A 23808-nucleotide genomic window follows, 5' to 3' on the forward strand; every position below is an offset into this window, starting at 1 on the left:
ACTGCCCACCGAGGACCTGCCGATGACCGTCGCCGTCTTCCTTTCATCCCTGCTGGGCTTCATGGCCTTCGGCATGCCCATCGCCTTCGCCCTGATCCTCACGGCGGCGCTGCTGATGTGGTACCTGGACTTCTGGGACGTGCAGTTGCTGGCGCAGAACCTGCTCGCCGGCGCTGACAGCTTCCCGCTCTTGGCCGTGCCCTTCTTCATCCTCGCCGGCGAGCTGATGAATGCCGGCGGCATCTCCAAGCGCATCATCGCCATGGCCCAGGCCTATTTCGGCCACCTGCGCGGTGGCCTCGGCTACGTCGCCATCGCCGCCGCGGTGCTGCTGGCGAGCATGTCCGGCTCGGCCCTGGCCGACACCGCGGCGCTGGCCACCCTGTTGCTGCCGATGATGCGCCAGCGCGGCTACCCGCTGCATTCCTCGGCTGGCCTGGTGGCCGCAGGCGGCATCATCGCGCCGATCATCCCGCCGTCGATGCCCTTCGTGATCTACGGCGTGGTCACCAACACCTCGATCAGCCAGCTGTTCATGGCCGGCCTGGTGCCGGGGCTGATCATGGGCGCCGGGCTGATCGTCGCCTGGAGCCTGATCGCCCGCGGCTTCACCGAGCCGACCCCGGCCAAGGCCAGCGCCGCCGAGCGCCGCCGCGTGCTGGTCGACGGCGCCGCGGCGCTGATGCTGCCGGTGATCATAGTCGGCGGCCTGCGCTTCGGCCTCTTCACCCCGACCGAGGCGGCGGTGGTCGCCGCGGTCTACGCCCTGGCGGTGTCGACCCTGCTGTACCGCGAGCTGAGCTGGGCCAGCCTGATGGAAACCCTGACCCGCGCCAGCCGCACCACCGCCTCGGTGATGTTCCTCTGCGCCGCCGCCACGGTATCGGCCTACATGATCACCCTGGCCCAGCTGCCGGACGAGATCGGCGCCATGCTCGGGCCGCTGGCCGACCACCCGCAACTGCTGGTGCTGGCGATCATGCTGCTGATGATCGCGGTGGGCATGGTCCTCGACCTGACCCCGACCATCCTCATCCTCGCCCCGGTGCTGGCGCCGATCGCGATCAAGGCCGGGGTCGACCCGGTGTACTTCGGCGTGATGTTCGTGCTGATCGGCTCCATCGGCCTGATCACCCCTCCGGTGGGCACCGTGCTCAACGTGGTCGGCGGCATCGGTCGGCTGCGCATGGAGGTGCTGGTGCGCGGGGTGATGCCGTTCTTCCTGATCTACCTGGGCATCGTCGCGTTGCTGATCGCCTTCCCGGCCATCGTTACCGTGCCACTGACCTGGCTGCGCTGATTCGCCCCAACCGGCGCGGGCGCGCCGGCTTCGTTCACAACAATAAGAGGTAGTCCCGATGAAACGTCCGCTGCTCGCCATCCTCACCGCTGCCCTGCTGTGCAGCCCGCTCGCCGCTGTCAGCGTCCACGCCGACGAAGTCCGCTCGCGGATGATCCGTTTCGGCTATGGCCTCAACGAAAACAGCAACCAGGGCCGCGCGGCCAAGCTGTTCGCCGAGGAGGTGGCCAAGGCCTCGGACGGCAAACTCAAGGTGCGCACCTTCGGCGCTGCCAGCCTGGGTTCGGACGACCAGATGCAGAGCGCGCTGATCGGCGGCGCCCAGGAAATGATGGTCGGCTCCACCGCCACCCTGGTCGGCATCACCAAGGAAATGGCGGTGTGGGACACGCCCTTCCTGTTCAGCAGCGCCGAGCAGGCCGACGCCGTGCTCGACGGCCCGGTCGGCCGCCAGGTGATGGACAAGCTGCAGGAGAAGGGCCTGGTTGGCCTGGTGTACTGGGAGAACGGTTTCCGCAACCTGACCAACAACGCCCGGCCGATCAGCAAGCTGGAGGATTTCGCCGGCATCAAGCTGCGCGTGATGCCCAACCCGGTGTTCCTCGAGACCTTCAAGCTGATGGGCGCCAACGCCGTGCCACTGCCGTTCTCCGAGCTGTTCACCGCGCTGGAGACCAAGGCCGTGGACGGTCAGGAAAACCCGTTCAACACCATCCTCTCCTCGAAGTTCTACGAGGTGCAGAAGTACCTGACCGTGACCAACCACGTTTACAGCCCGTGGATTCTCACCGTGTCCAAGCGCTGGTGGGACGGCCTGTCTGCCACCGAGCAGAACATTCTCATGGAGGCGGCGCAGAAGGCGCGTGACTTCGAGCGCCAGGACACCCGCGCCGAGGCCGCCCGCGCCCTGGCCGAGCTGAAGGACAAGGGCATGCAGATCAACGAGGTGGACGCCGCCGAGGTGCAGCGCATGCGCGAGCAGGCCGCCCCGGCGATCCAGAAGGTGGTCGACACGGTCGGCCAGCAGCTGTTCGATCAGGTGCAGGCCGAGGCCGCCAAGGCTGCCTTGTAAGTTTCGCGGGGCACGTTGGGACGGCCGCTCCTTGCATGGTGGTGGCCTCCCGGGCGGCGTGTCCCGCGCTTTATTCGTCGTCCAGGCTGCTAGAATCGCGGCCTGGTCTTTCCTGGAGGCGCTATGAGTCAACGTCGTCGCCGTTCCGCCGAACGTGTCACCCTGTCGGATGTGGCCAAGGCTGCCGGCTGCTCGCTGATGTCAGCCTCGCGCGCACTGTCGCAGCCGGGCAGGGTCTCCGACGCCCTGCGCGAGCAGGTGATGCGCGCCGCTCAGGCGCTCGGCTACGTGCCCAATCCGGCGGCGCGGGCGTTGGCCAGCTCGCGCTCGAACCTGGTGGCGGTGGTGATTCCCTCGCTGTCGAACTCGGTGTTCGTCGATACCGTCGAGGCGATCCAGCGGGTGCTGATGCCGGCCGGCTTCGAAATGATGATCGGCGTCAGCCACTACCGGGTCGAGGAGGACGAACGCCTGCTGCGTTCCTACCTGGCGCACCAGCCGGCCGGCCTGCTGGTCACCGGCTTCGAGCGCAGCGACGCGGCGCGCGAGATCCTCGGCGCCAGCAGCTGCCCGCTGGTGACCCTGATGGAGCTGAGCGACGAACCGGAGGACTACTGCGTCGGTTTCTCCCAGGTCGAGGCCGGCGCCGCCATGACCCGCGCCCTGGTCCAGCGCGGCTACCGGCATATCGCTTTCGCCGCCGCCCAGCTCGACCCGCGCACCCTGCAGCGCGCCGAGGGCTACCGCCAGGTGATGCGCTACCTCAATCGTCACGACCCGGCCTTGGAGCTGCTCACCCCCGAGCTGTCGTCCATCGGCCTCGGCGCCGAGCTGCTCGACCGCCTGCTGGCGCAGCAGCCGCAGATCGATGCGGTGTTCTTCAACAACGACGACCTGGCCATGGGCGCGCTGTTCCGCGCTCGTCAGCTGGGCCTCGAGGTGCCGGGGCGGCTGGCCATCGCCGGCTTCAACGACCTGCCGGCGGCGGCCTGGATGCACCCGGCGCTGAGCACGGTGCGCACCACCCGCGGGCGCATCGGTGAGCTGGCGGCGAACATGCTGCTGGCCTTGATGCGCGGCGAGACGCCCGAGCAGCACTGCATCGACGTCGGCTTTGAACTGGTGATGCGCGACAGCACCTGAGGGTAAGGGAGGCCGTGCCGGGTAGGTTGGCGCTGAGCGCAGCGAAGCCCAACGGGGAGCGCAGCGCGCTCCGCCCGGCGATCCGGACTCAGCCGCCGCTCGTATTTCTGCCAGCCTCGGCCAACTGCTCGGCCGCCTCCAGGCGCAGGCGCTCGCGTTCGTCGAAATGTTCCGCCGCCAGCGCCTCGATGGCGGCGCGCTTGTCGCCGCTGCTGAGCCCCTCGTTGGCCTGGATACGCGCCTTGGCGGCGAGATACTCATCGAGACGCTTCTGCCAGCCCTGGCGTTGGCTGTCCAGCGCCTCCAGGCGGGCAGTGGCCTCGGCGCCGACCAGCTGCTGGCGCAGCTGGCGAATCTGCGCGGCGCTGGCACCTTCGGCCTGCAGGCGCGCGGTGTGCTGGCGCAGCTCCTGCTGCAGCTGCGGCAGCACCATGTCCTGCAGCTCGTCCGGCAGGCTGGCGCGCAGGCGGTCGACGGCTTCGCCCTTTTCCTCGTCGCTCAGTCCGGCGTCCTGGCGGATCGCCAGGCGCTCCAGGGTGAAGCGGTTGTAGCCTTCCTCGCGGGCGAAGAAGGCCTGATGGCTCTCGCTGTCGAACAGCCGCGCGCGCAGCGCCTGCACCGCCGCTTCGCGTTGGCGCATGGCGTCCAGGCTGGCCAGTTGCGGCAGGTCGCGCTCCAGCAGCACCAACTCGCGCTTGTAGGCCAGGTACTGGTCGAGCAGCGCCTGCGCGCGGGCCCGGGCCGGTTCCTGCAACTGGCCGTCGATATAGCCGCGCAGACGCGCGACGCTGGCGTCCAGGCTCTCCTCGCCGAGGCTGGCGAGGAAGTAGTCGAAAATACGCCGAATGTCTTCGCTGACGATCAGGTTGCCGGCGGCATCGACGCGAAAGCGGCCGTCCACCTCGGTGCCGACGAAGGATGCCGGCAAGCCGAGAGCGGCGGCTTCTCTCGGCGGCGTGACGGGCGCGGGCAGCGCTTGCTGCAGCGCGGGTGGCGCCGCCGGTGGCGAGGTTTCCCCGCTGGCCGCGGGTGGATTGAACCGATCGGGCAGATGCCCGGGCTCGAGATAGAGCATCGACGCCAGGCAGACGGCGAACAGCAGGGGCAACAGCAACAGGGCTTTGTTCACGGCAGATTCCTCTACGGCGTCCGGGCCGGATGACGCCGGCCCGGACTTTGGCTCAGAGCCCGGCGTTCTTCAGGCGGTTGGCATGCTGGCGGTAGACGGTCACCGGATCGGTCTCGAACAGGCTGGTCAGGCCCAGGGTCTGGTTGACCTCGTCGAGGTGGTTCATCCGGTAGTTGTCGCGGATCACCTGGCCCATGCGCGAGCTGCAGCGGCCGACCAGGCCGTCGTTGGCTTCGCTGCCGAAGGTCAGTGCGCTGGCGCCCATCAGCAGGTCGCTGGGGTCGAGCAGGTTGGTCAGCGGGCTGGTGCCGCTCCAGGAGTAGTAGCGCACGCCGTTCACGCTGTAGGCGCCTTCGCCGCAGGCGCTGGTGGGAATGCCCTGCGGGAACTTGGCGTTGAAGCGCGCGGCGCCCTCGCTGTTGAGCGACTCCAGCGAGCCGAGGGCGTTCTGCGGGGTGGTGCTGGGGCTGCCGGAGAGAAAGTTGATCAGCGCGCCGAGGCCATTGACGATGCCCGCCAGCAGCGGGGTGGCGACCGGGCCGGTGGGGCCGTCGCTGATGCCCTTGAGGAAGTCGGCGGTGGCCGAGCCCTTGTGCGGCGCGCCGACGCTGGTGACCGAGGCGACCAGGTCCGGGCGCACGGCGGCGACGTAGCGGGTGGTGGGGCCGCCGTGGCTGTGGCCGATCAGGTTGACCTTGGCCTTGCCGCTGATGGCGACGATGTCCTCGACCTGCTGCAGCAATTGCTCGCCGCGCGCTTCGGAGGTGTCCAGCTGGCTGACCTCGGTGATGTAGACGCTGGCACCGTCACGAAGCAGGGCGGCGGGAATGCCGTACCAGTAGTCGACGCCGAGGATGCTGTCGAAGCCGAGCATGCCGTGGCCGAGGACGATGGGGTATTGGGTCTGGGTATAGCCGGACGAGCCGAACCAGAAGGCCTGGGTCTGGCCGCTGGCGAGCAGGCCGGCGCCGAGGCAGAGGGCGAGCAGGGTCTTGTTCTTGTTCATGGGCGCTCTCGATGGGTGTGTTGAGGTGCGTCCTGCAACAAAATCGCGCCCATCCCGTGGCACGTACGGCACGAGGGAGAGGGCAGGAAACATGCCATTGCCGAATTTTCCAGACTAACCCCTCTATCGCGGCACTTTTCCCGAGATTGCCCTGTTTTGCCGGCGAGATTGCCCAGGCTTTGCTGTTACGGGGCGCTACGCCCGGTTGGGGTCGCAGGCCGCAACGGCCACTGGCCGAGCAGGCGATAGCGGCTGCCGTGGCCGTCATATTCCGAGCAAAACAGGGCGAACTGCCGCAGCGGCCAATCGAAGGTTGGGGCGGCGCCGGCCGGCGGCTGCGGGTAATGCCGCGCCAGGGTCAGGTGCGGGCGGAAGGCGCGCCGCTCCAGTTCGAAGCCGGCGCCGCTCAGGCGTGCGTGCAGCTGCCGCTGCAACTCGTCCAGCGCCGGCGGCACCCGGCTGGGCGCCAGGTGCAGCACGCCGCCGCGCCAGCGGCCGAGGCGATCCAGGCGCAGCTCGCAGCCTTCGCCCGGCAACTGCGCGGCGAGGCTCAGCAGCGGCGCCAGGCAGCTGGCCGGCTGTGCTCCGAGAAAGGCCAGGGTCAGGTGCAGGTTGGCGGCATCGACCGGCCTGCCGCCGGGCGCTTCGCGCTCACGCCAGGCGCAGATCGCCGCGGCCAGCGGCGGCGGGCAGGGCAGGGCGAAGAACAGGCGCAACTGGTCGGCGGTCATGGCGCTTGGCCGGTGGTGGCTCGCCTTGACAGTATCGCGCGGGCTTCTCTAGGATGCGCGCTGCGCCGATTTAAACAGCTACTTGCGGGGCGCCACAGGGTGAAGTTTCCAGCACCCGAAATTCCGCTAAAGCGCTGGTTCGGTGTCGCCTCCCACCGCTGCCCAGCGGGATTTTTGAGGCGGAGACTCGAGCATGACCTGTCCCCAACCGCACATTCGCCTGGCCCCCATCACCTCGGGGCTGTTGCTGCGCAACCCGCGCATCCTGCTCGGCGGCAATCACCAACCGACCCTGCTGCGTTACCTCGACGGCTGGCCCAAGCGCTGGAGCGGGCCGCGTACCTTCCGTATCCAGTTCGTGCAGCGCGGCGAGTCGCTGGCGCGCTTTCCGCGCGACAGCTTCGACCTGGCGGTGGTCCAGGCGCCCAGCGCCGATGCCCTGACGGAAACGGTCGCCGAGCTGGTACGGGTGGCGCGCCAGGGCCTGATTACCCGGCGGTAGGGAGCCTCAGGGGTAGTCGATCTCGACTATGTAGCAGGTCTTCTCGCCGCTCGGGCTGTGCACCCGCACTTCGGCGTCCAGCGGCTTGCCCACCAGCGCGCGGGCCAGCGGCGAGTCGATGCTGATCAGCCCCTGTTTCAGATCCAGCTCGTCCGGACCGACGATGCGGTAGCGCGACTGTTCGCCGTCTTCGTCCTCGATGGTGACCCAGGCGCCGAAATAGACCTTGTTCGGGTCCGAGGGTCTGTCGCTGACCACCTTGAGCTTTTCCAGGCGTTTGCTCAGAAAGCGCACGCGGCTGTCGATCTCGCGCAGCATCTTCTTGCCGTAGGTGTACTCGGCGTTCTCCGAGCGGTCGCCCTGGGCGGCGGCCTCGCTGACGGACTGGGTCACCTGCGGCCGGCGCACGTGCCACAGCTCGTGCAGTTCGGCGCGCAGGCGCGCCTCGCCTTCCGGGGTGATCAATGGCGTGCCGGCGGGGCGAGGGGGGCGGTAACGGCTCATGGCGTCTCGGAATGATTGGAGAGGCGGCAAGTCTAGGGGCTGCCGTCGTTTCGTCGCAAATGCTCCGTCGGGGCAGGCGCTCCTAGCGGCGACGGTCGCAGCGCAGAGCCCTTCTGGGGCCTTCCTCAGTCAACCCTCGCGCAGCACGCTTAGCGGGCTGGCATTGAGCGCGCGGCGGGTGCCGAGCACGCCGGCGGTGCCCACCAGCAGGGCGCCGATCAGCGGCAACAGCAGCAGCCAGGGGTGCGGTTGCCAGCTCATGTCGAAGGCATAGCGATACAGCAGGAAGCTCACCAGTTCGCAGCCCAGTGCGGCGAGCAGGCCGGCGGCGGCGCCGAGCAGGCCGAATTCGGCGCGCCGGGCGCTGACCAGCAGCTGGCGTTCGGCGCCCAGGGCGCGCAGCAGGGCGCCCTGGCGGATGCGTTCGTCGAGCGTCGCCTGCAGCCCGGCGAGCAGCACGGTGATGCCGGCGGCGAGGACGAACAGCAGCACGTACTCGATGGCCAGGGTGACCTGGGCGAGGATGCTGCGCAGCTGCGCCAGCAGCGCGTCGACCTGCAGCAGGGTGACGCTGGGGAAGGCGCGGCTGAGCGTCACCAGCTCGGCGTCCTGACCCGGCGGCAGGTAGAAGCTGGTCAGGTAGGTGGCGGGCAGGTCCTGCAGGGTCTGTGGCTCGAAGATCATGTAGAAGTTGGGCTGGAAGCTGTCCCAGTCCACCTCGCGCAGGCTGCTGACCTGCGCCTCGCGTTCGATGCCGCCGACGTTGAAGCGCAGACGGTCGCCCAGCTCGAGTTGCAGGCTCTCGGCCAGTTCGGCTTCCACCGACACCCCCGGCAGTTCGCTGGCATGCGCCGCGCCCCACCAGCGGCCGCTGGTGATCTGGTTGTCCGCGGGCAACTGTTCGGCCCAGGTCAGGCTGAGGTCGCGCTGGATCGCCCGTTCGCCGCGGCTCTCCTTGCTCACCAGCTGACGCACCGGCTCGTCGTTGATCGTCACCAGGCGGCCCGGCACCACCGGGTAGAGCGGCGCCGGATGCGGCGAGAGTTCGGCCAGGCGCGCGGCGAAGGCGTCGCGCTCGGCCGGCAGCACGTTGAGGGCGAAGTGGTTGGGTGCGTCTTCCGGCAACTGGTCCTGCCAGGTGTCGAGCAGTTCGCCGCGCAGCAGGGCGATCAGCGCCATGGCCAGCAGGATCAGGCCGAAGGCCAGCGACTGGCCGGCGGCGGCCAGCGGGTGACGCAGCAGTTGGCCGAGGCCCAGGCGCCAGGGCAGGGCGGCGCGTTGCAGCAGACGACGCAGGCTCTGCAGGCCGAGCAGCAGCAGGCCGCCGAGCAGCAGGGCGGCGAGCAGGCCGCCGCCGAGCAGCGCCAGGGTCAGGCGCAGATCCAGGCTCAGGCGCCACATGATCAGACCGAGCGCCAGCAGCGCCGCGCCGTACACCAGCCAGGAGCTGGCCGGCACCGGCAGCAGGTCGCGGCGCAACACCCGCAGCGGCGGCACACGGCCGAGCGCGGCCAGCGGCGGCAGGGCGAAGCCGGCCAGCGACACCAGGCCGGTGGCCATGCCGGCCAGGGCCGGCCAGACGCCGGCCGGCGGCAGGTCGGCGGGGATCAGCCCGCGCAACAGGTGAAACAAGACGTGCTGGCCGAGCCAGCCGAGCAGGGCGCCCAGCAGGCAGGCGAGCAGGCCGAGCAGCGCCAGCTGCAGGGCAAACAGCGTCAGCGCTTCACGGCGCGACAGGCCCAGGCAACGCAGCAGCGCGCTGGCGTCGAAACGGCGGGCGGCGAAGCGCGCCGCCGACAGTGCCACGGCCACCCCGGCGAGCAGCACGGCGGCCAGGCTGGCCAGGTTCAGGTAGCGCTCGGCACGGCCCAGCGCACTGCCGACCTGGCGATTGCCATCGCGAGCATCCTCCAGGCGCTGGTTGGGTTCGAGGCTGGTTTGTACCGCCTGGCGGTAGGCAGCCAGCACCTCGGCGTCGCCGCGCCACAGTTCGCGAAAGCGTACGCGGCTACCCGGTTGCACCACCTCGGTGGCGGCCAGGTCATCGAGGTGCATCAGCACCCGCGGGGTCAGGCTGTAGAAGTCGCCGGCGCCGTCCGGATCGTAGGTCAGCACGCGGGTCAGGCGCAGGCGCTTGGCGCCGATCTCGAGCTCGTCGCCGATCTGCAGGCCCAGGGCGGCCAGCAGGCGCGTCTCGGCCCAGGCTTCGCCGGGCGCCGGACCCGCGCCGGGCTCTTCCGGCCGATAGGGGGCGGCGGCGCTTTTCAGTTCGCCACGCAGCGGGTAGGCATCGCTGGCGGCCTTGACGCTGGCCAGCTGAATGCCGTCGCCGGCGGCGACCACGCTGGAAAATTCGACTATCTGCGCGTGATCCAGGCCCAGGCGGGTGCCGGCCTCGATCTGTTCGGGTTTGGCCTGTGTGCTGCCGCTCAGGCGCAGGTCGGCGGCGAGAAATTCGCTGGCGCGCAGCAGCATGGCATCGTTCAGCCGCGCGCTGAAGTAGCCGATGGCGCTGCTGGCGGCCACTGCCACCAGCAGGGCGAAGAACAGCACGCGCAGCTCGCCGGCGCGGGCGTCGCGCAGCAACTGGCGGGTGGCCAGTGCCAGCAGGCGAGTAAGCGGTACGCGGTTCATCAGGGTTCCACGCGGTCGATCAGGTGGCCGGCCTCCAGACGGATCAGGCGTTGGCAACGATGGGCCAGGCGTTCGTCGTGGGTGACCAGCACCAGGGTGGTACCGCGCTCCTGGTTGAGCTCGAACAACAGGTCGCTGATGCGCTCGCCGGTGTGGCTGTCGAGGTTGCCGGTAGGCTCGTCGGCGAACAGCACGTCCGGCTCGGCGGCGAAGGCGCGGGCGATGGCCACCCGCTGCTGCTCGCCGCCGGACAGCTGGCGTGGGTAGTGCGACAGGCGCTGGCCCAGGCCGACCCGCTCGAGCAGGGCGCGGGCACGCTGGCGGGCGTCGCCATGGCCTTCGAGCTCCAGCGGCAGCATGACGTTCTCCAGCGCGTTGAGGCTGTCGAGCAACTGGAAGGACTGGAAGACGAAGCCGACATGCTCGGCGCGCAGCCGTGCGCGCTGGTCTTCGTCGAGTTCGCCGAGGTCCTTGCCGGCCAGCAGCACGGTGCCGCCGCTGGGCAGGTCGAGCCCGGCGAGCAGGCCGAGCAGGGTGGATTTGCCCGAGCCGGAGCTGCCGACTATGGCCAGGCTGTCGCCTTTGGCCAGGTTCAGGTCGAGGTCGTGGAGGATGGTCAGCTCGCCTTCCGCGCTCTCGACCACTTTGCTAAGGTTCCGCGCAGCGAGAATGCTCGAAGTCATGGAGATTCCAATGCGTGCATGGTGGCTGAGTGGTGCCTTGGCCCTGCTGTTCTGGGCCCAGGGGGCGGTTGCAGGCACCCTGCTTGTGGTCGGCGATAGTATCAGCGCGGCTTTTGGCCTGGATAGCCGCCAGGGCTGGGTCGCGCTGCTGGAAAAACGCCTGCAGGAGGAGGGTTTCGACCACAGGGTGGTCAACGCTTCGATCAGCGGCGATACCAGCGCAGGCGGCGCCGCACGGCTGTCTGCGCTGCTTGCCGAGCACCAGCCCACGCTTGTGATCATCGAGCTGGGCGGCAACGATGGCCTGCGCGGCCAGCCGCCTGCGCAATTGCAACAGAATCTTGCATCGATGATCGAACAGTCCCAGGTCGCCGGGGCACGCGTGCTGCTGCTCGGCATGCGCTTGCCGCCCAACTACGGTGCCCGCTACACCCAGGCCTTCGCCCAGGTGTTCGCCGACCTGGCGCAGGGCAAGCAGGTGCCGCTGGTGCCGTTCTTCCTCGAAGGCGTTGGCGGCGTGCCGGCGATGATGCAGGCCGACGGCATCCACCCCACCGCGGCGGCGCAGCCGCTGCTGCTCGATAACGTCTGGCCGGCGCTGAAACCGCTGCTCTGAGACTTTTCCGCCCCAAGCCTTTCGGCTAATGTGGCCGGCCCGCCATGGAGCCCCAGATGCCGCGTCTCGCCTGGTCCCTGTATGCCTATCAACTGATCGAGCCGGACGAGCAGCTGGATCTGTTCGCCTGCCGCGAGGTGCGCCTGCACCTGGTCGCCCGCCAGTTGCGCCTGGGCGGCCATGCCGACCGTACCCTGTGCGGCGGTTTGCTGCCGGCGCAGCCGCGCTGGCGGGCACTGGACAAACCCGTGCTGCGCGACCGGCGCCTGTGTCCGGCCTGCCTGGCCACGTTCGAGGCCCAGCGCCAGGGGCTGTACTCGAACTGGGCGGATGGCTGACGGCTGCCCTGGGCTTGAACGGCGGTGTACAATCGCTGCACTTCTAGTCAACCCATCAAGGATTCCCGGATGTTGTCGCGATTCTCTGCGGTCAACCGTTGCCTGACCCTCATGGCGCTGTGCACCAGCGCCGCGGTGCAGGCGCTCGAACTTCCCCTGCCGCCGCCCGGCGAAGACGTGGTCGGTCAGGTGCAGGTGATCAAGGCCAAGTACGAGGATACCTTCGCCGATCTGGGAACCACCCACGACCTGGGCTACCTGGAGATGGTCGCGGCCAACCCCGGGGTCGACCCCTGGCTGCCGGGCGAGGGCACCGAGATCGTCCTGCCGACGCGCTACGTCCTGCCGCCGGGCCCGCGTGAAGGCATAGTGATCAACCTGGCCGAGTACCGCCTGTACTACTACCCGAAAGGCCAGAACGTGGTGCATACCTTCCCCCTCGGCATTGGCCGCGAGGGCTGGGGCTCGCCGCTGGGCACCGGACGCATCACCGCGAAGACGCCGAACCCGGCCTGGTATCCGCCCAAGTCGATCCGCGAGGAGCATGCCGCCGAAGGCGATATTCTGCCCACCGTGGTGCCGCCGGGGCCGGATAACCCGCTGGGGCCATATAAGATGGGGCTGTCGTTCCCCGGCTACCTGATCCACGGCTCGAACAAGAAGTTCGGCATCGGCATGCGCGTCAGCCATGGCTGCTTCCGCATGCTCAACCACAACGTACTGGAGCTGGCGGACATGGCGCCGGTGGGGACGCCGGTGCGCATCCTCAACGAGCCTTACAAGTTCGGTGTGAGTGGCGGCAAGGTCTATCTGGAGGCCCATGCGCCGCTGGACGACGAAGGCGCGCCCTCGGTCGTCGACAAGCACACGGCGGTGATCAATACCCTGCTCAAGCGCGAGGAACTCAGCGGCCTGCGCCTGGACTGGGAGATGGTCCGCGAAGTGGTGGCTTCGGAAGACGGCCTGCCGGTGCCGATCGCCGCCCAGGGCGACAACGTGGTGGCGAGCAGCGCTAACCCGTTCTAACGCGATCCGTGCCGAACAGCCCGCCCGCACTTGTGCCGGCGGGCTTTTTATTGCTGGTAGTGTGCGTGCAGCGGCCAATAAAAAAGCCGACCCAGTTGCCTGGGTCGGCTTTCTAAAAGCCGGTCGCCTATTACTTGCGGCTGGCTTTTTCCAGCATGCGCAGAGCGCGCTCGTTGGCTTCGTCAGCGGTCTGCTGAGCCTTCTGAGCGGCAGCCAGAGCTTCATCGGCCTTGCGGTAGGCTTCGTCGGCACGGGCTTGAGCGCGGGCAGCTGCGTCTTCGGTAGCAGTCAGACGAGCTTCGGTTTCTTTGGACATGCTGCTGCAACCGGTAGCCAGAACTGCGGCCAGAGCCAGAGCAGAGAATTTCAGAACGTTGTTCATCGTGTTCCCCTTGAGGTGGAGTTTTCCATAAAAGCAATTCCCCAACTGCGGGAAATTAGCCGGCCTACATACTACCTATTACTTTTAGTAAGTAAACGGAGGGCGAGCAAGAGTTGCGTGTTTTTTTACTGGGTGAGTCGTTTTCAGGTCAGTGGCTATGCTCTTTGGATAAAAAATAGCCAACTCTGATGCTGTTAGGACGTGCTCGCGGCCAAGCTGTTATAACTGTCGCGCAAGGACTACAACAATAAGGGCGGGGACGAAGATGTTGGGTAACTTGGGTTTGTTGCTGGGCTTGGCGTTGCTTATCTACATGGCGCTGCGTGGGGTGAACATTTTCATTGCGGCGCTGGTCTGCGCCATGCTGGTGGCCTTGAGCAACGGCGTGGCCGTGCCCAAGGCTTTGCTCGAGCACTTTCCGTTCGGCCCGCTGGGCGCATTCACCTTCGCCGGCAAGTTCTTCGTGCTGTTTCTCTGCGGCGCCATCTTCGGTAAGGTCATGGCCGCCAGCCAGGCCGCCGGCAGCATCGCCCAGGCGATCACTCGCGGCCTCGGCACCCAGCGCACCCTGTGGGTGGCCATGCTGGTCTGCGCGGTGCTGACCTACGGTGGCGTGGTGGTGTTCGTGGTGATCTTCACCATGTACCCGCTGGGCATCACCCTGATGCGCGAGGCCAACCTGCCCAAGCGCCTGTTCTGCGCGGCGACGGCCCTGGGCGCGGGCACCTTCACCATGACTGCCTTGCCGGGGTCGCCGTCGATCCATAACGTGATCGCCGCCAGTGCCCTGGGCACCGATCTGTTCGCCGGGGCCTGGATCGGCGTGTTCGCCAGCCTGCTGATGATCGGCCTGGGCATGGCCTATCTGCAGCGCGAGTGGCGCCTGGCGCGCGAGCGGGGCGAGGGCTTCGAGGCCAACGCCCAGGATGCGCGCATGGAGCAACTGGCCGGCACGCCGGGAACCGGGCCGCACTGGGGCATGGCGCTGGTGCCGATCGTCGTGGTGCTGGGCATCATCCTGCTGCCACGTCTGCTCGCCTTGTCCGGCGCGGTCGCACCCGGCGAGGGCGCCCTGGGCGGGCTGCTGGCGTTCAGTCAGGCGCAACCGATTCTCTGGCCGAGCCTGGCGCTGGTGCTGGCCACCGGAGTGGCGGTGCTGATGTTTCCGACCTTGCGTCGCAACACCCTGGGTGTGCTGGGGCAGGGCGCCGACGACGCGATCATGCCGCTGCTCAATACCGCGGCGGTGATCGGCTTCGGCGGCGTGGTGACGCAGACCGCGGGTTTCGCCCAGTTCGCGCAATGGATACTGGCGTTGGACCTGCCGCCGCTGCTCTCGGTATTCGCCTCGGTCAGCGTGGTGTCCGGCATCGTCGGCTCCTCCTCCGGCGGCCTACAGATCTTCATGCAGACCCTGGCGCCGCGTTATCTGGAAATGGGCGTGGAGCCTGAGGTGCTGCACCGCATCGCTAATATCGCCGCCGGTGGCCTGGATTCGCTGCCGCACTGTGGGGCGGTGATCGCCATGCTGATGATCATGGGCCTGACCCACAAACAGGCCTACAAGGATATCTTCGTCATCACCGTGCTGATCCCGGTGCTGGCCGTGCTGCTGTGCATCGCGGTCTTGAGCCTGTGATTGCGCATGACTGGGCGGTCTTTGGCCTGATAAGCTGTCAGCTCGCGCCGCCGAGACGAGGCGCGGGGATTTGCGCTTTCGGTAAAGCGTAGGTATGAAATACGGATGTGCCGCGACAGGCTCGCGGCTAGAGGAGTGAAGATGAGCGAGGGGTTGTCCATTCACCACGATCAGGCGGGTCACCAGTTCGTGACGTCCGTTGACGGTGATCGTGCCTACCTGGCCTATATGGACCTTGGTAAGCAGACCCTGGACATCTATCGCACCTTCGTCCCCAACGCCCTGCGCGGTCGCGGCATCGCCGCGGCGCTGACCGAGCACGCCCTGCGCTACGCCGAGGGCAAGGGCTACACGGTGATTCCGTCCTGTTCCTACGTCGAGCGTTATATGGAGCGTCGGTCGCGCCACCAGGCCGGCTGAGGCTGAACGCGGATATGAAAACGCCGGGCATCGCCCGGCGTTTTCGTTTGCGCTGCTGCCGAATCAGCCGCGTTGACGCTTGGGCAGCACGTCCTTGAGCTTGGCGTGCATGCTGCGCAGGCTCTTCTCGGTGGTGTCCCAGTCGATGCAGGCATCGGTGATGGACACGCCGTACTTGAGGTCGCAGAGATCCTTGGGGATCGACTGGTTGCCCCAGCCCAGGTGGCTCTCGACCATCAGGCCGACGATCGAGTTATTGCCTTCGAGAATCTGATTGGCGACGTTTTCCATCACCAGCGGTTGCAGCGCCGGGTCCTTGTTGGAATTGGCGTGGCTGCAGTCGACCATGATGTTCGGGCGGATGCCGGCTTTGGTCAGTTCCTGCTCACAAATGGCAACGCTGACCGAATCGTAGTTGGGCTTGCCGTTGCCGCCGCGCAGCACCACATGGCCGTAGGCGTTGCCCTTGGTGGTGACGATGGATACGCCGCCTTCCTGGTTGATGCCGAGGAAGCGGTGCGGGCTGGACACCGACTGCAGGGCGTTGATCGCCACGGTCAGGCCGCCGTCGGTGCCGTTCTTGAAGCCAACCGCAGACGACAGGCCCGAGGCCATTTCGCGGTGGGTCTGGGATTCGGTGGTGCGCGCGCCGATGGCCGACCAGCTGATCAGGTCCTGCAGGTACTGCGGGGAAATCGGGTCGAGCGCCTCGGTGGCGGTGGGCAGGCCCATCTCGGCCAGGTCGCGCAGCAGCTGGCGACCGATGTGCAGGCCATCCTGAATCTTGAACGAGTCATCCAGGTAGGGATCGTTGATCAGGCCTTTCCAGCCGACCGTGGTGCGCGGCTTCTCGAAGTACACGCGCATGACCAGGAACAGGCTGTCGGACAGTTCGGCGGCCAGCACCTTGAGGCGCTCGGCGTATTCGTGGGCGGCCTTGATGTCATGAATCGAGCAGGGGCCGACCACCACGAACAGGCGATGATCCTTGCCGTCGAGGATGTCGCGCACCACCTGGCGACCGTGGGCCACGGTCTTCAGCGCGGCATCGGTCAGGGGAATCTCGCGTTTCAGCTGATCGGGGGTGATCAGGGTTTCGTTGGAGGCGACGTTGAGGTCGTCGATCGGTAAATCAGCCATCGTGCTATTCATCGGGTCAGGTCGTCAGGTCACGGGTGCCGGCCGCCAGCGATCCCCTGTGGCGGTGCACAGCTAGTTGGCGCAGGGGGAGGCCGAACCTTAGCGCGTAAGGGGCTTCGCGACAATGGGCGGTAGGTTCAATGAGGCCTATAGAGGGGGCGCATCAGGCCAGATAGGGAAATTGCGCGGCGTGCTTGGCGATCCATTCGCGGGCGCAGTGTTCGATGGCCATGGGCTGGCCCGTCTCCTGCTCCAGTTGCTGGCGGTAATGCTGGATCTGGCACACCTGCTCGACCATGCGCGCACGGAACAGGGTGTCCTCGTCGAGGAAGGCGATGCCCACCAGATAGTCTTCAGCCTGGCGGCGACACCAGGCGACCACACCGGGGTAGCGCGCCTGCTCGCCGAACAGGGGAATGCGCAGTTCCACCGAGGTGCCGCGGCGAAAGCCGCGCGTCGAGTTGCACGCCACCCCGCCGAGGCTGATATTGTTCAGCCGTTGCCGCGGGATGCAGGCCTGTCTGCGCAATACCAGTTCCACCGGCATGTCGCTTGGATGACGCAGAAACTTACGCATGAGCACCGACCTCGAATGCAGGCAAACTGATATCAGTGATTTCAGTATAGCGACGCAATTGGAACTGACCGATCTGGATGCGGACCGCCGCCTGCTCGATCTGCCCGGCACCTCGCTACTACTCTTCACAAGCACGGGCTGTGCCAGTTGCCGCTGGGCGCGCCGGGTGCTGCCGGCCATGCCCCTGCCGGTGGCGCCCCTGTGCTGGGTCGACGCCGGGCACAACGCCGGTCTGGTGACGCGCTACGAGGTGTTTCACCTGCCGGCGCTGTTTCTGATCCGCGACGGTCAGTTCTTTGGCGCGCTGCAGGCGCGCCTGACCCCCACCGATCTTGTTGCCGCCATGGGCGAAGCGCTGCGTCGCCCGGCTGAGGAGCTTCCCTGATGTCTCAATCCCCCGCGCCGCGCATCGGCATCATCGGCACCGGTGCCATCGGCGGCTTTTATGGCCTGCTGCTGGCGCGCGCCGGCTACGACGTGCATTTCCTCCTGCGCAGCGAATATGCCGCGGTGGCCGAGCGCGGCCTGCAGCTCAACAGCGCGGTGCATGGCGCCCTGCAGCTGGCACCGGTGCAGGCCTATCGCAATGCCGGTGACATGCCGCCCTGCGACTGGCTGCTGGTCGGTGCCAAGACCACCGCCAACGCCGAGCTGGCGCCGCTGATCGCCCAGGCGGCGGCGCCCGGCGCCAAGGTGGTGCTGCTGCAGAACGGTCTGGCGGTGGAGGACGAGCTGCGTCCGCTGCTGGCGGACGACCTGCATTTGCTCGGCGGGCTCTGCTACATCTGCGTGCACCGCAGCGGTCCCGGGGCGATCGAGCACCAGGCGCTGGGGGCGATCAACCTGGCCTATCACTCCGGGCCGGCGGCGGAGGGCGAGGCGCGCCTGGCGCTGGCCGAGGAGGGGGCGGGCATGTTCCGCGGCGCCGGGCTGGATTCCGCGGCCATGCCCAACCTGGCCCAGACACGCTGGCAGAAGCTGGTGTGGAACGTGCCCTACAACGGCCTGTCGGTGCTGCTCGATGCCGACACCCGCCAGCTGATGGGCAACCCCGACAGCCGCGCGCTGATTCGCGACCTGATGCTGGAAGTGGTGCAGGCCGCTCAGGCACTCGGCCACGGCATGCCGGACAACTACGCCGACAAGCTGCTGGCGGCCACCGAACGGATGCCCGATTATCTGCCGAGCATGTACCACGATTTCGCCCAGGGGCGGCCAGCCGAACTGCATGCCATCTACGAGGCGCCGCTGGCGGCCGCGGCGGCGGTCGGTTGCGACATGCCCAGGGTCCGCGCGCTGTATCAGGCGCTCAGCTTCATTCAGGCGCGTCGGGAGGCCTAGGCCATGGGCAAGGGATTGGGCGACAAGCTGGTGCTGGCGATTTCCTCGCGGGCCTTGTTCGACTTGAGCGAGAGCCACCAGATCTACGAGAGCGACGGGGTGGAAGCCTACCGCCGCTACCAGATCGAACACGAAGACGAGGTGTTGATGCCGGGCGATGCCTTTCCCCTGGTGGAAAAGCTGCTGGGGCTCAACCAGCGCCTCAGCGAGCAGCGTGTCGAGGTGATTCTGGTCTCGCGCAACAGCGCCGACACCGGCCTGCGCGCCTTCAACTCGATCCAGCATTACGGCCTGGGCATCTCCCGCGCGGCTTTCGTCGGCGGCCGCAGTCCCGATCCCTACCTGGCGGCCTTCGGCTGCCACCTGTTCCTGTCGACCCACGCCGATGACGTGCGCAATGCTTTGAAAGCCGGCTTTGGCGCGGCAACCCTGCTTTCCGGCGGTACCGGGCGGGCGAACAGCAACGAGCTGCGCATCGCCTTCGACGGTGATGCGGTGCTGTTTTCCGATGACTCCGAACGGGTTTACCAGAGTGGCGGTTTGCACGCCTTCCAGAGCCACGAGCGCGAGGCGGCGCGGCAGGCGCTGCCGGGCGGGCCGTTCAAGCCGTTTCTGGCGGCGCTGCACAGCCTGCAGCAGGAGTTCCCCGAGGTAGATTGCCCGATCCGCACCGCGCTGGTCACCGCGCGCTCGGCGCCCGCCCACGAACGGGTGATCCGCACCCTGCGCGAGTGGAACATCCGCCTCGACGAATCCTTCTTCCTCGGTGGCCTGGACAAGTCGGCGGTGCTCGAAGCCTTCGCCGCCGACGTGTTCTTCGACGACCAGACCGGCCATTGCGAGAAGGCCCGTCAGGTGGTGGCGACCGGGCATGTGCCACATGGGGTGAGCAACGAGCTGCAACCCTGAGCGGCTCGTCGCTATATAGCCATTCGTCCTAAATAGCGCCTCCGATCTTGCTTTGCCTGATGCGCTGCTAAGCTCAATCAAGGGCCTGGGCCAGCAGTCAAGGAGGCCGCGTGATCCGCTCGATACTCTACGCCACCGATCTCGGCCTCTATGCCTCCTATGTGTTGCAGCATGCCCTGGCGTTGACCCGCAGTTTCAACGCCGATCTCTACGTGGTGCACGCGGTGGAGCCCATGGGCCTGTTCGCCGAATCCGTGCTGCAAACCTACCTGGACGAAGACACCCTTGGCGAGTTGCGTCGCAACGGCCTGAGCACGGTGATGGCGAGCATCGAGCAGCGTGTGCTGGAGGGGTTTCGCGACGAGCTGGGCGAGGGCCAGCAGGACCTGCAGCTGATCCGCGCAGTGCGGGTGCTGCAGGGCGACCCGCCGGCGGTGATTCTCGCGGAGGCGCAGAAACTCGGGGTGGATCTGCTGGTCGTAGGCAGTCACAGCCACGGCGCCGATCTGGCCGTACCGCTGGGGCGCACGGCGGCGCGGGTGGTGCAGCTGTCGGAGGCGCCGGTGTACCTGGTGCCGATGCTGCAACATCGCGGACATGGCGAACTCTAGGAGGCGAATCCGAATAAATGGTCTAGATTGTTGGTTTAAACCAATAATATGGTTATATAAGGCGTCGGCGGCCACGGGCCGGCCTACCAGCTTTGAGGGAAACATATGAAGCTTCAGCAACTGCGCTACATCTGGGAAGTCGCGCACCACGACCTCAACGTATCGGCGACCGCACAGAGCCTGTACACCTCGCAGCCGGGGATCAGCAAGCAGATCCGCCTGCTCGAGGACGAGCTGGGCGTGGAGGTTTTCGCCCGCAGCGGCAAGCACCTGACGCGCGTCACCCCGGCCGGCGAACGCATCATCACCACCGCCGGCGAGATCCTGCGCAAGGTCGAGAGCATCAAGCAGATCGCCCAGGAGTTCTCCAACGAGAAGAAGGGCACCCTGTCCATCGCCACCACCCACACCCAGGCGCGCTACGCCTTGCCGCCGGTGATCAGCGCCTTCATCAAGCAGTACCCGGACGTCGCCCTGCACATGCACCAGGGCACGCCGATGCAGATCGCCGAAATGGCCGCCGATGGCACGGTGGATTTCGCCATCGCCACCGAAGGCCTGGAGCTGTTCAACGACCTGATCATGATGCCCTGCTACCGCTGGAACCGCTGCGTGGTGGTGCCGCAGGGGCATCCGCTGACCAAGCTGCCGAAGCTCACCCTGGAGGCGCTGGCCGAGCATTCCATCGTCACCTACGTGTTCGGCTTCACCGGCCGTTCCAAGCTGGACGAAGCCTTCAGCCATCGCGGCCTGACGCCCAAGGTGGTGTTCACCGCCGCCGACGCCGACGTGATCAAGACCTATGTGCGCCTGGGCCTGGGCGTCGGCATCGTGGCCCGGATGGCGGTGGACGCCAAGCTCGACCCGGACCTGGTGGTGCTCGATGCCAGCGACCTGTTCGAGGCCAGCGTGACTAAGATCGGCTTCCGTCGCGGCACCTTCCTGCGCGGCTTCATGTGCGATTTCATCGAGAAGTTCGCCCCGCACCTGACCCGCGAGGTGCTGGCCAAGGCGGTGCAGTGCCACAACAAGTCGGAGCTCGAAGAGCTGTTCCACGGCGTCGAGTTGCCGACTTACTGAAGGCCGGCGTCGCCCATGAAAAAGCCCGCGTCGCGCGGGCTTTTTTCTGCTCAGTGTTTGGCGATCAGGTTGCCGGCGTGCAGGCCGCATTCCTTCTGCGTGGCTTCCTCCCACCACCAGCGGCCCTCGCGCTCGTGCTGGTTGGGCAGTACCGGACGGGTGCAGGGCTCGCAGCCGATGCTGATGAAACCGCGCTCGTGCAGCGGGTTGTAGGGGATCTCCAGCATGCGGATATAGGCCCAGACCTCTTCGCTGCTCATCTGCGCCAGCGGGTTGAACTTGTACAGGCTGTGCTGCGCGGTGGAGAAGGCCTGGTCCAGTTCCAGTACGGCGACCTGGCTGCGCGTGCCGGGGCTCTGGTCGCGGCGCTGGCCGGTGGCCCAGGCCTTGACCGTGGCCAGCTTGCGCTTGAGCGGGGCGATCTTGCGCACGCCGCAGCACTCCTCGTGACCGTCCTTGTAGAAGCTGAACAGGCCCTTGGCCTTGACCAGCGCTTCGAGCGCGGCGGCGTCGGGGCTGAGCACCTCGATGGCGATGCCGTAGTGTTCGCGCACCTGCTCGATGAAGCGGTAGGTTTCCGGGTGCAGGCGACCGGTGTCGAGGCTGAACACCTTGACGTTCTTGTTCAGCTTCCAGGCCATGTCCACCAGCACCACGTCCTCGGCGCCACTGAAGGACAGCCAGAGCTCGTCGCCAAAGTGCTCGAAGGCGAGCTTGAGGATGTCCTGGGGGGATTTGCTGGCGTAGGTCGCGGCCAGTTCGGCGACGTCGAAGGGGTGGCTCATCAGGCGGGCTTCCTTATTGATCGGGGTGGCGCTGGGCGCTCTGGCGGCGATGGTAGCAAAAGCCGGTTATGCGTCTAAATAACCAATACCCCTTGTTACTGCACTACTTGGCTATAAGGGCTGCGTTGCGCGGCTTCTGGCGAGCCGTTAGAGTGCCGCCTTCTTTCAAGCTCAATCGAGGAGTGGCCTGTGGAAATCGCGTGTCTCGACCTGGAAGGCGTGCTGGTCCCGGAGATCTGGATCGCCTTCGCGGAAAAAACCGGCATCGAGTCGCTCAAGGCGACCACCCGGGACATTCCCGACTATGACGTGCTGATGCAGCAGCGCCTGCGCATCCTCGACGAGCACGGCCTGAAGCTGCGCGACATCCAGGAAGTGATCGCCACCCTCAAGCCGCTGGACGGCGCGGTGGAGTTCGTCGACTGGCTGCGCGAGCGCTTCCAGGTGGTGATCCTCTCCGACACCTTCTACGAATTCTCCCAGCCGCTGATGCGTCAGCTGGGCTTCCCCACGCTGCTGTGCCACAAGCTGATCACCGACGAGACCGATCGGGTGGTGAGTTACCAGCTGCGTCAGAAGGACCCCAAGCGCCAGTCGGTGATCGCGCTGAAGAGCCTGTACTACCGGGTGATCGCCGCCGGCGATTCGTACAACGACACTACCATGCTCAGCGAGGCCCACGCCGGCATCCTGTTCCATGCCCCGGACAACGTGATCCGCGAGTTCCCGCAGTTCCCGGCTGTGCACAGCTATGCAGACCTCAAGCGCGAGTTCCTCAAGGCGTCCAATCGCCAGCTGAGCCTGTAAGGCTCGCCGCAATGCTACAAGGCCCGCAGTTGCGGGCCTTGTGCTTTCTGCCTCATAGGCTTTCCAGGGTCTGCAGCAGCACCTTCACCTTGGTGATGGACTCCTGGTACTCGGCCTGCCAGTCGGAGTCGGCGACTATGCCGCCGCCGCCCCAGCAACTGACCTGGCCGTCCTTGACCAGCAGGCTGCGGATGGCGATGGAGCTGTCCAGTTCGCCGCGCACGTCCAGGTAGAGCAGCGAACCGCAGTACAGGCCGCGGCGGGTCGGCTCCAACTCGTCGATGATCTGCATGGCGCGGATCTTCGGCGCGCCGGTGATGGAGCCGCCGGGGAAGCTGCCGGCGAGCAGGTCCAGGGCGTCCTTGCCCGGTGCCAGCTCGCCGGTCACCGCGCTGACCAGGTGGTGCACGTTGGGGTAGCTCTCCAGGGCGAACAGCTCCGGCACCCGCACCGAGCCGATGCGGCAGCTGCGCCCGAGGTCGTTGCGCAGCAGGTCGACGATCATCAGGTTTTCCGCGCGGTCCTTGCTGCTGGCTAGCAGCGCCTGCGCCTGCGCCTGGTCGTCCGCCGCATCCGCGCCGCGCGGGCGGGTGCCCTTGATCGGCCGGGTCTCGACCTGGCCAGCGCTGACCTTGAGAAAGCGCTCCGGCGACAGGCTGAGGATGGCGCTGCCGTCGGCCAGGCGCTGGAAGCCGGCGAAGGGCGTCGGACAGGCCCGGCGCAGGGCCTGGTAGGCGGCCCAGGGATCGCCTTCGCATGGCGCCTGGAAGCGCTGGGCGAAGTTCACCTGGTAGCAGTCGCCGGCCAGGATATAGCCCTGGATGCGCTCGATGGCGCGGCGGTAGGCGGCCTGGTCGAGATCGGCGCGAAACGGCTGCAGCAGGCGAAAGTGCGCATCCGCGTCGGCTGCCGGCGTGGTGAACAGCTGGCACAGGCGCGTGCGTTCGGCCGGCGCCAGGGCCGGGTGGAACAGCAGCTGGCTGGTGCCGAGCAGGTGGTCGCTGATCAGCGCCCAGCCGTACAGGCCGAAGCATGCATCGCCCAAGGCCAGGTCGTCGCGGCTGTGCGCGGGCAGGCGCTCCAGGCGCCGGCCGAAGTCGTAGGCGAGGTAGCCGATCAGTCCGCCGACGAACGGCAGCGCGCTGCCGGCCGGCACCTCGGCCGGGCCGAGGCTCTGCAACGCGGCACGCAGGCGGGCGAGGAAGTCGTTGGCCGATTCGTCGGCAGCTGGCGCCAGCTCTGCCAATGGCCAGGCGCTCATAAGGTCATAGCGTCCACGCTCGGCGCCCGGCCGGCCGGCATCCAGCAACACGGCGCCGGGAGCTTGACGGATACGCTGGAAATACTCGGCGGGATCGGCCCGGTAGGGCAGGGAATGCAGGGAGCAGCTAGGCATGCGTGGCAGTCGAGAGGGCTGAAGGGGCGATTGTAGT

Annotated in this window: 26 protein-coding genes; 15 read left to right on the forward strand and 11 right to left on the reverse strand. The window is 67.2% G+C overall.

The annotated features are described in order from the left end of the window. Nucleotides 1-22 precede the first annotated feature (22 nt). The 3 genes from EA796_RS19010 to EA796_RS19020 all read left to right on the forward strand — a co-directional run bounded on the left by EA796_RS19010 (nt 23) and on the right by EA796_RS19020 (nt 3515). Nucleotides 23-1300, forward strand: a complete 1278-nt coding sequence (locus EA796_RS19010; protein WP_122109745.1) for a TRAP transporter large permease — start codon at nt 23-25, stop codon at nt 1298-1300. A 58-nt stretch (nt 1301-1358) separates the two neighbouring features. Beyond that, nucleotides 1359-2372, forward strand: coding sequence for a TRAP transporter substrate-binding protein (locus EA796_RS19015; RefSeq protein WP_122109746.1), 1014 nt, complete (start codon nt 1359-1361; stop codon nt 2370-2372). 123 nt (nt 2373-2495) lie between these two features. Continuing rightward, nucleotides 2496-3515 carry a LacI family DNA-binding transcriptional regulator gene (locus tag EA796_RS19020; RefSeq protein WP_122109747.1) on the forward strand — a complete coding sequence of 340 codons (1020 nt, stop codon included), beginning with the start codon at nt 2496-2498 and terminating at the stop codon, nt 3513-3515. An 88-nt stretch (nt 3516-3603) separates the two neighbouring features. Here the strand turns inward: EA796_RS19020 and EA796_RS19025 are convergent, their stop codons facing one another. The 3 genes from EA796_RS19025 to thpR all read right to left on the reverse strand — a co-directional run bounded on the left by EA796_RS19025 (nt 3604) and on the right by thpR (nt 6381). Further along, nucleotides 3604-4644: a lipase secretion chaperone gene (locus EA796_RS19025; RefSeq protein ID WP_122109748.1), complete on the reverse strand. Its 1041-nt coding sequence runs from the start codon at nt 4642-4644 to the stop codon at nt 3604-3606. A gap of 52 nt (nt 4645-4696) precedes the next feature. Next, nucleotides 4697-5650 (reverse strand): triacylglycerol lipase, encoded by a 954-nt coding sequence (locus EA796_RS19030; RefSeq protein WP_122109749.1) that lies wholly within the window; start codon nt 5648-5650, stop codon nt 4697-4699. A gap of 185 nt (nt 5651-5835) precedes the next feature. After that, on the reverse strand, nt 5836-6381 hold the full coding sequence (gene thpR, locus EA796_RS19035) for an RNA 2',3'-cyclic phosphodiesterase (protein ID WP_122109750.1): 546 nt from the start codon (nt 6379-6381) through the stop codon (nt 5836-5838). Nucleotides 6382-6574: 193 nt separating this feature from the next. On the opposite strand from thpR, the gene EA796_RS19040 reads away from it, so the two are divergent. Beyond that, nucleotides 6575-6883 (forward strand): hypothetical protein, encoded by a 309-nt coding sequence (locus EA796_RS19040; RefSeq protein ID WP_021446298.1) that lies wholly within the window; start codon nt 6575-6577, stop codon nt 6881-6883. Nucleotides 6884-6889: 6 nt separating this feature from the next. Here EA796_RS19040 and greB read toward each other — a convergent pair whose 3' ends face one another. The 3 genes from greB to EA796_RS19055 all read right to left on the reverse strand — a co-directional run bounded on the left by greB (nt 6890) and on the right by EA796_RS19055 (nt 10704). Next, nucleotides 6890-7387: a transcription elongation factor GreB gene (greB, locus tag EA796_RS19045; RefSeq protein ID WP_031304191.1), complete on the reverse strand. Its 498-nt coding sequence runs from the start codon at nt 7385-7387 to the stop codon at nt 6890-6892. Between the two features lie 129 nt (nt 7388-7516). Then, entirely contained in the window at nt 7517-10021 is a 2505-nt protein-coding gene (locus tag EA796_RS19050) for an ABC transporter permease (RefSeq protein WP_122109751.1), read from the reverse strand. Continuing rightward, the gene (locus EA796_RS19055) at nt 10021-10704 is read right to left on the reverse strand and encodes an ABC transporter ATP-binding protein (RefSeq protein ID WP_122109752.1); all 684 of its coding nucleotides are present in this window, start codon (nt 10702-10704) and stop codon (nt 10021-10023) included. The genes EA796_RS19050 and EA796_RS19055 overlap by 1 nt, the downstream gene beginning before the upstream one ends. 10 nt (nt 10705-10714) lie before the next feature. On the opposite strand from EA796_RS19055, the gene EA796_RS19060 reads away from it, so the two are divergent. From EA796_RS19060 to EA796_RS19070, 3 genes are all read left to right on the forward strand, one after another. Continuing rightward, nucleotides 10715-11320, forward strand: a complete 606-nt coding sequence (locus tag EA796_RS19060) for an arylesterase (protein WP_122109753.1) — start codon at nt 10715-10717, stop codon at nt 11318-11320. Between the two features lie 56 nt (nt 11321-11376). Further along, complete coding sequence (locus tag EA796_RS19065; RefSeq protein ID WP_122109754.1) at nt 11377-11658, forward strand: hypothetical protein; 282 nt, start codon at nt 11377-11379, stop codon at nt 11656-11658. 69 nt (nt 11659-11727) lie between these two features. Beyond that, nucleotides 11728-12684: a L,D-transpeptidase family protein gene (locus tag EA796_RS19070; RefSeq protein WP_021445791.1), complete on the forward strand. Its 957-nt coding sequence runs from the start codon at nt 11728-11730 to the stop codon at nt 12682-12684. Nucleotides 12685-12814: 130 nt separating this feature from the next. Here EA796_RS19070 and oprI read toward each other — a convergent pair whose 3' ends face one another. Continuing rightward, entirely contained in the window at nt 12815-13066 is a 252-nt protein-coding gene (gene oprI, locus EA796_RS19075) for an outer membrane lipoprotei OprI (protein WP_003239826.1), read from the reverse strand. A 265-nt stretch (nt 13067-13331) separates the two neighbouring features. On the opposite strand from oprI, the gene EA796_RS19080 reads away from it, so the two are divergent. Both EA796_RS19080 and EA796_RS19085 read left to right on the forward strand, forming a co-directional pair. Next, nucleotides 13332-14705 carry a GntP family permease gene (locus tag EA796_RS19080; RefSeq protein ID WP_122109755.1) on the forward strand — a complete coding sequence of 458 codons (1374 nt, stop codon included), beginning with the start codon at nt 13332-13334 and terminating at the stop codon, nt 14703-14705. Between the two features lie 141 nt (nt 14706-14846). Then, nucleotides 14847-15125 (forward strand): GNAT family N-acetyltransferase, encoded by a 279-nt coding sequence (locus EA796_RS19085; RefSeq protein ID WP_021445793.1) that lies wholly within the window; start codon nt 14847-14849, stop codon nt 15123-15125. 63 nt (nt 15126-15188) lie between these two features. Here EA796_RS19085 and EA796_RS19090 read toward each other — a convergent pair whose 3' ends face one another. Together EA796_RS19090 and EA796_RS19095 are read right to left on the reverse strand one after the other, a co-directional pair. Next, nucleotides 15189-16265, reverse strand: coding sequence for a 3-deoxy-7-phosphoheptulonate synthase (locus EA796_RS19090; RefSeq protein WP_021445794.1), 1077 nt, complete (start codon nt 16263-16265; stop codon nt 15189-15191). Nucleotides 16266-16428: 163 nt separating this feature from the next. Continuing rightward, nucleotides 16429-16842 carry a PilZ domain-containing protein gene (locus tag EA796_RS19095; RefSeq protein WP_021445795.1) on the reverse strand — a complete coding sequence of 138 codons (414 nt, stop codon included), beginning with the start codon at nt 16840-16842 and terminating at the stop codon, nt 16429-16431. On the opposite strand from EA796_RS19095, the gene EA796_RS19100 reads away from it, so the two are divergent. The 5 genes from EA796_RS19100 to cysB all read left to right on the forward strand — a co-directional run bounded on the left by EA796_RS19100 (nt 16841) and on the right by cysB (nt 20783). Next, the gene (locus EA796_RS19100) at nt 16841-17227 is read left to right on the forward strand and encodes a thioredoxin family protein (protein ID WP_122109757.1); all 387 of its coding nucleotides are present in this window, start codon (nt 16841-16843) and stop codon (nt 17225-17227) included. The genes EA796_RS19095 and EA796_RS19100 overlap by 2 nt on opposite strands. Next, nucleotides 17227-18183 carry a putative 2-dehydropantoate 2-reductase gene (locus EA796_RS19105; RefSeq protein ID WP_122109758.1) on the forward strand — a complete coding sequence of 319 codons (957 nt, stop codon included), beginning with the start codon at nt 17227-17229 and terminating at the stop codon, nt 18181-18183. The genes EA796_RS19100 and EA796_RS19105 overlap by 1 nt, the downstream gene beginning before the upstream one ends. 3 nt (nt 18184-18186) lie before the next feature. Then, on the forward strand, nt 18187-19092 hold the full coding sequence (locus tag EA796_RS19110) for a 5'-nucleotidase (protein ID WP_122109759.1): 906 nt from the start codon (nt 18187-18189) through the stop codon (nt 19090-19092). A 110-nt stretch (nt 19093-19202) separates the two neighbouring features. Beyond that, entirely contained in the window at nt 19203-19703 is a 501-nt protein-coding gene (locus EA796_RS19115; protein ID WP_021445799.1) for a universal stress protein, read from the forward strand. Nucleotides 19704-19808: 105 nt separating this feature from the next. Next, the gene (cysB, locus tag EA796_RS19120) at nt 19809-20783 is read left to right on the forward strand and encodes an HTH-type transcriptional regulator CysB (RefSeq protein ID WP_021445800.1); all 975 of its coding nucleotides are present in this window, start codon (nt 19809-19811) and stop codon (nt 20781-20783) included. A 50-nt stretch (nt 20784-20833) separates the two neighbouring features. On the opposite strand, the gene EA796_RS19125 is transcribed toward cysB, so the two are convergent. Next, on the reverse strand, nt 20834-21568 hold the full coding sequence (locus tag EA796_RS19125; RefSeq protein ID WP_021445801.1) for a phosphoadenylyl-sulfate reductase: 735 nt from the start codon (nt 21566-21568) through the stop codon (nt 20834-20836). 189 nt (nt 21569-21757) lie between these two features. Here EA796_RS19125 and thrH point away from each other — a divergent pair, with 189 nt between their 5' ends. Continuing rightward, a complete protein-coding gene (gene thrH / locus EA796_RS19130; protein WP_122109760.1) occupies nt 21758-22375 on the forward strand; it encodes a bifunctional phosphoserine phosphatase/homoserine phosphotransferase ThrH in 618 nt (205 codons plus the stop codon). Nucleotides 22376-22427: 52 nt separating this feature from the next. Here thrH and pabB read toward each other — a convergent pair whose 3' ends face one another. Then, nucleotides 22428-23771: an aminodeoxychorismate synthase component I gene (pabB, locus tag EA796_RS19135; protein WP_122109761.1), complete on the reverse strand. Its 1344-nt coding sequence runs from the start codon at nt 23769-23771 to the stop codon at nt 22428-22430. Between the last annotated feature and the right edge of the window lie 37 nt (nt 23772-23808).

The organism is Pseudomonas sp. AOB-7 (assembly GCF_003696305.1).
In the GTDB taxonomy this organism is placed as follows: Bacteria; Pseudomonadota; Gammaproteobacteria; order Pseudomonadales; family Pseudomonadaceae; genus Aquipseudomonas.

Excerpts from the sequence above, each read along its gene's own strand:
- cysB (WP_021445800.1), top strand. The coding sequence starts at position 19,809 with ATGAAGCTTCAGCAACTGCGCTACATCTGGGAAGTCGCGCACCACGAC.
- EA796_RS19050 (WP_122109751.1), bottom strand. The coding sequence starts at position 10,021 with ATGAACCGCGTACCGCTTACTCGCCTGCTGGCACTGGCCACCCGCCAG.
- EA796_RS19090 (WP_021445794.1), bottom strand. The coding sequence starts at position 16,265 with ATGGCTGATTTACCGATCGACGACCTCAACGTCGCCTCCAACGAAACC.
- pabB (WP_122109761.1), bottom strand. The coding sequence starts at position 23,771 with ATGCCTAGCTGCTCCCTGCATTCCCTGCCCTACCGGGCCGATCCCGCC.
- EA796_RS19030 (WP_122109749.1), bottom strand. The coding sequence starts at position 5,650 with ATGAACAAGAACAAGACCCTGCTCGCCCTCTGCCTCGGCGCCGGCCTG.
- EA796_RS19085 (WP_021445793.1), top strand. The coding sequence starts at position 14,847 with ATGAGCGAGGGGTTGTCCATTCACCACGATCAGGCGGGTCACCAGTTC.
- EA796_RS19110 (WP_122109759.1), top strand. The coding sequence starts at position 18,187 with ATGGGCAAGGGATTGGGCGACAAGCTGGTGCTGGCGATTTCCTCGCGG.
- EA796_RS19010 (WP_122109745.1), top strand. The coding sequence starts at position 23 with ATGACCGTCGCCGTCTTCCTTTCATCCCTGCTGGGCTTCATGGCCTTC.
- EA796_RS19080 (WP_122109755.1), top strand. The coding sequence starts at position 13,332 with ATGTTGGGTAACTTGGGTTTGTTGCTGGGCTTGGCGTTGCTTATCTAC.
- oprI (WP_003239826.1), bottom strand. The coding sequence starts at position 13,066 with ATGAACAACGTTCTGAAATTCTCTGCTCTGGCTCTGGCCGCAGTTCTG.
- EA796_RS19095 (WP_021445795.1), bottom strand. The coding sequence starts at position 16,842 with ATGCGTAAGTTTCTGCGTCATCCAAGCGACATGCCGGTGGAACTGGTA.
- EA796_RS19055 (WP_122109752.1), bottom strand. The coding sequence starts at position 10,704 with ATGACTTCGAGCATTCTCGCTGCGCGGAACCTTAGCAAAGTGGTCGAG.
- EA796_RS19040 (WP_021446298.1), top strand. The coding sequence starts at position 6,575 with ATGACCTGTCCCCAACCGCACATTCGCCTGGCCCCCATCACCTCGGGG.
- EA796_RS19065 (WP_122109754.1), top strand. The coding sequence starts at position 11,377 with ATGCCGCGTCTCGCCTGGTCCCTGTATGCCTATCAACTGATCGAGCCG.
- EA796_RS19105 (WP_122109758.1), top strand. The coding sequence starts at position 17,227 with ATGTCTCAATCCCCCGCGCCGCGCATCGGCATCATCGGCACCGGTGCC.
- EA796_RS19125 (WP_021445801.1), bottom strand. The coding sequence starts at position 21,568 with ATGAGCCACCCCTTCGACGTCGCCGAACTGGCCGCGACCTACGCCAGC.
- greB (WP_031304191.1), bottom strand. The coding sequence starts at position 7,387 with ATGAGCCGTTACCGCCCCCCTCGCCCCGCCGGCACGCCATTGATCACC.
- EA796_RS19070 (WP_021445791.1), top strand. The coding sequence starts at position 11,728 with ATGTTGTCGCGATTCTCTGCGGTCAACCGTTGCCTGACCCTCATGGCG.
- EA796_RS19100 (WP_122109757.1), top strand. The coding sequence starts at position 16,841 with ATGAGCACCGACCTCGAATGCAGGCAAACTGATATCAGTGATTTCAGT.
- EA796_RS19020 (WP_122109747.1), top strand. The coding sequence starts at position 2,496 with ATGAGTCAACGTCGTCGCCGTTCCGCCGAACGTGTCACCCTGTCGGAT.
- EA796_RS19060 (WP_122109753.1), top strand. The coding sequence starts at position 10,715 with ATGCGTGCATGGTGGCTGAGTGGTGCCTTGGCCCTGCTGTTCTGGGCC.
- EA796_RS19015 (WP_122109746.1), top strand. The coding sequence starts at position 1,359 with ATGAAACGTCCGCTGCTCGCCATCCTCACCGCTGCCCTGCTGTGCAGC.
- thpR (WP_122109750.1), bottom strand. The coding sequence starts at position 6,381 with ATGACCGCCGACCAGTTGCGCCTGTTCTTCGCCCTGCCCTGCCCGCCG.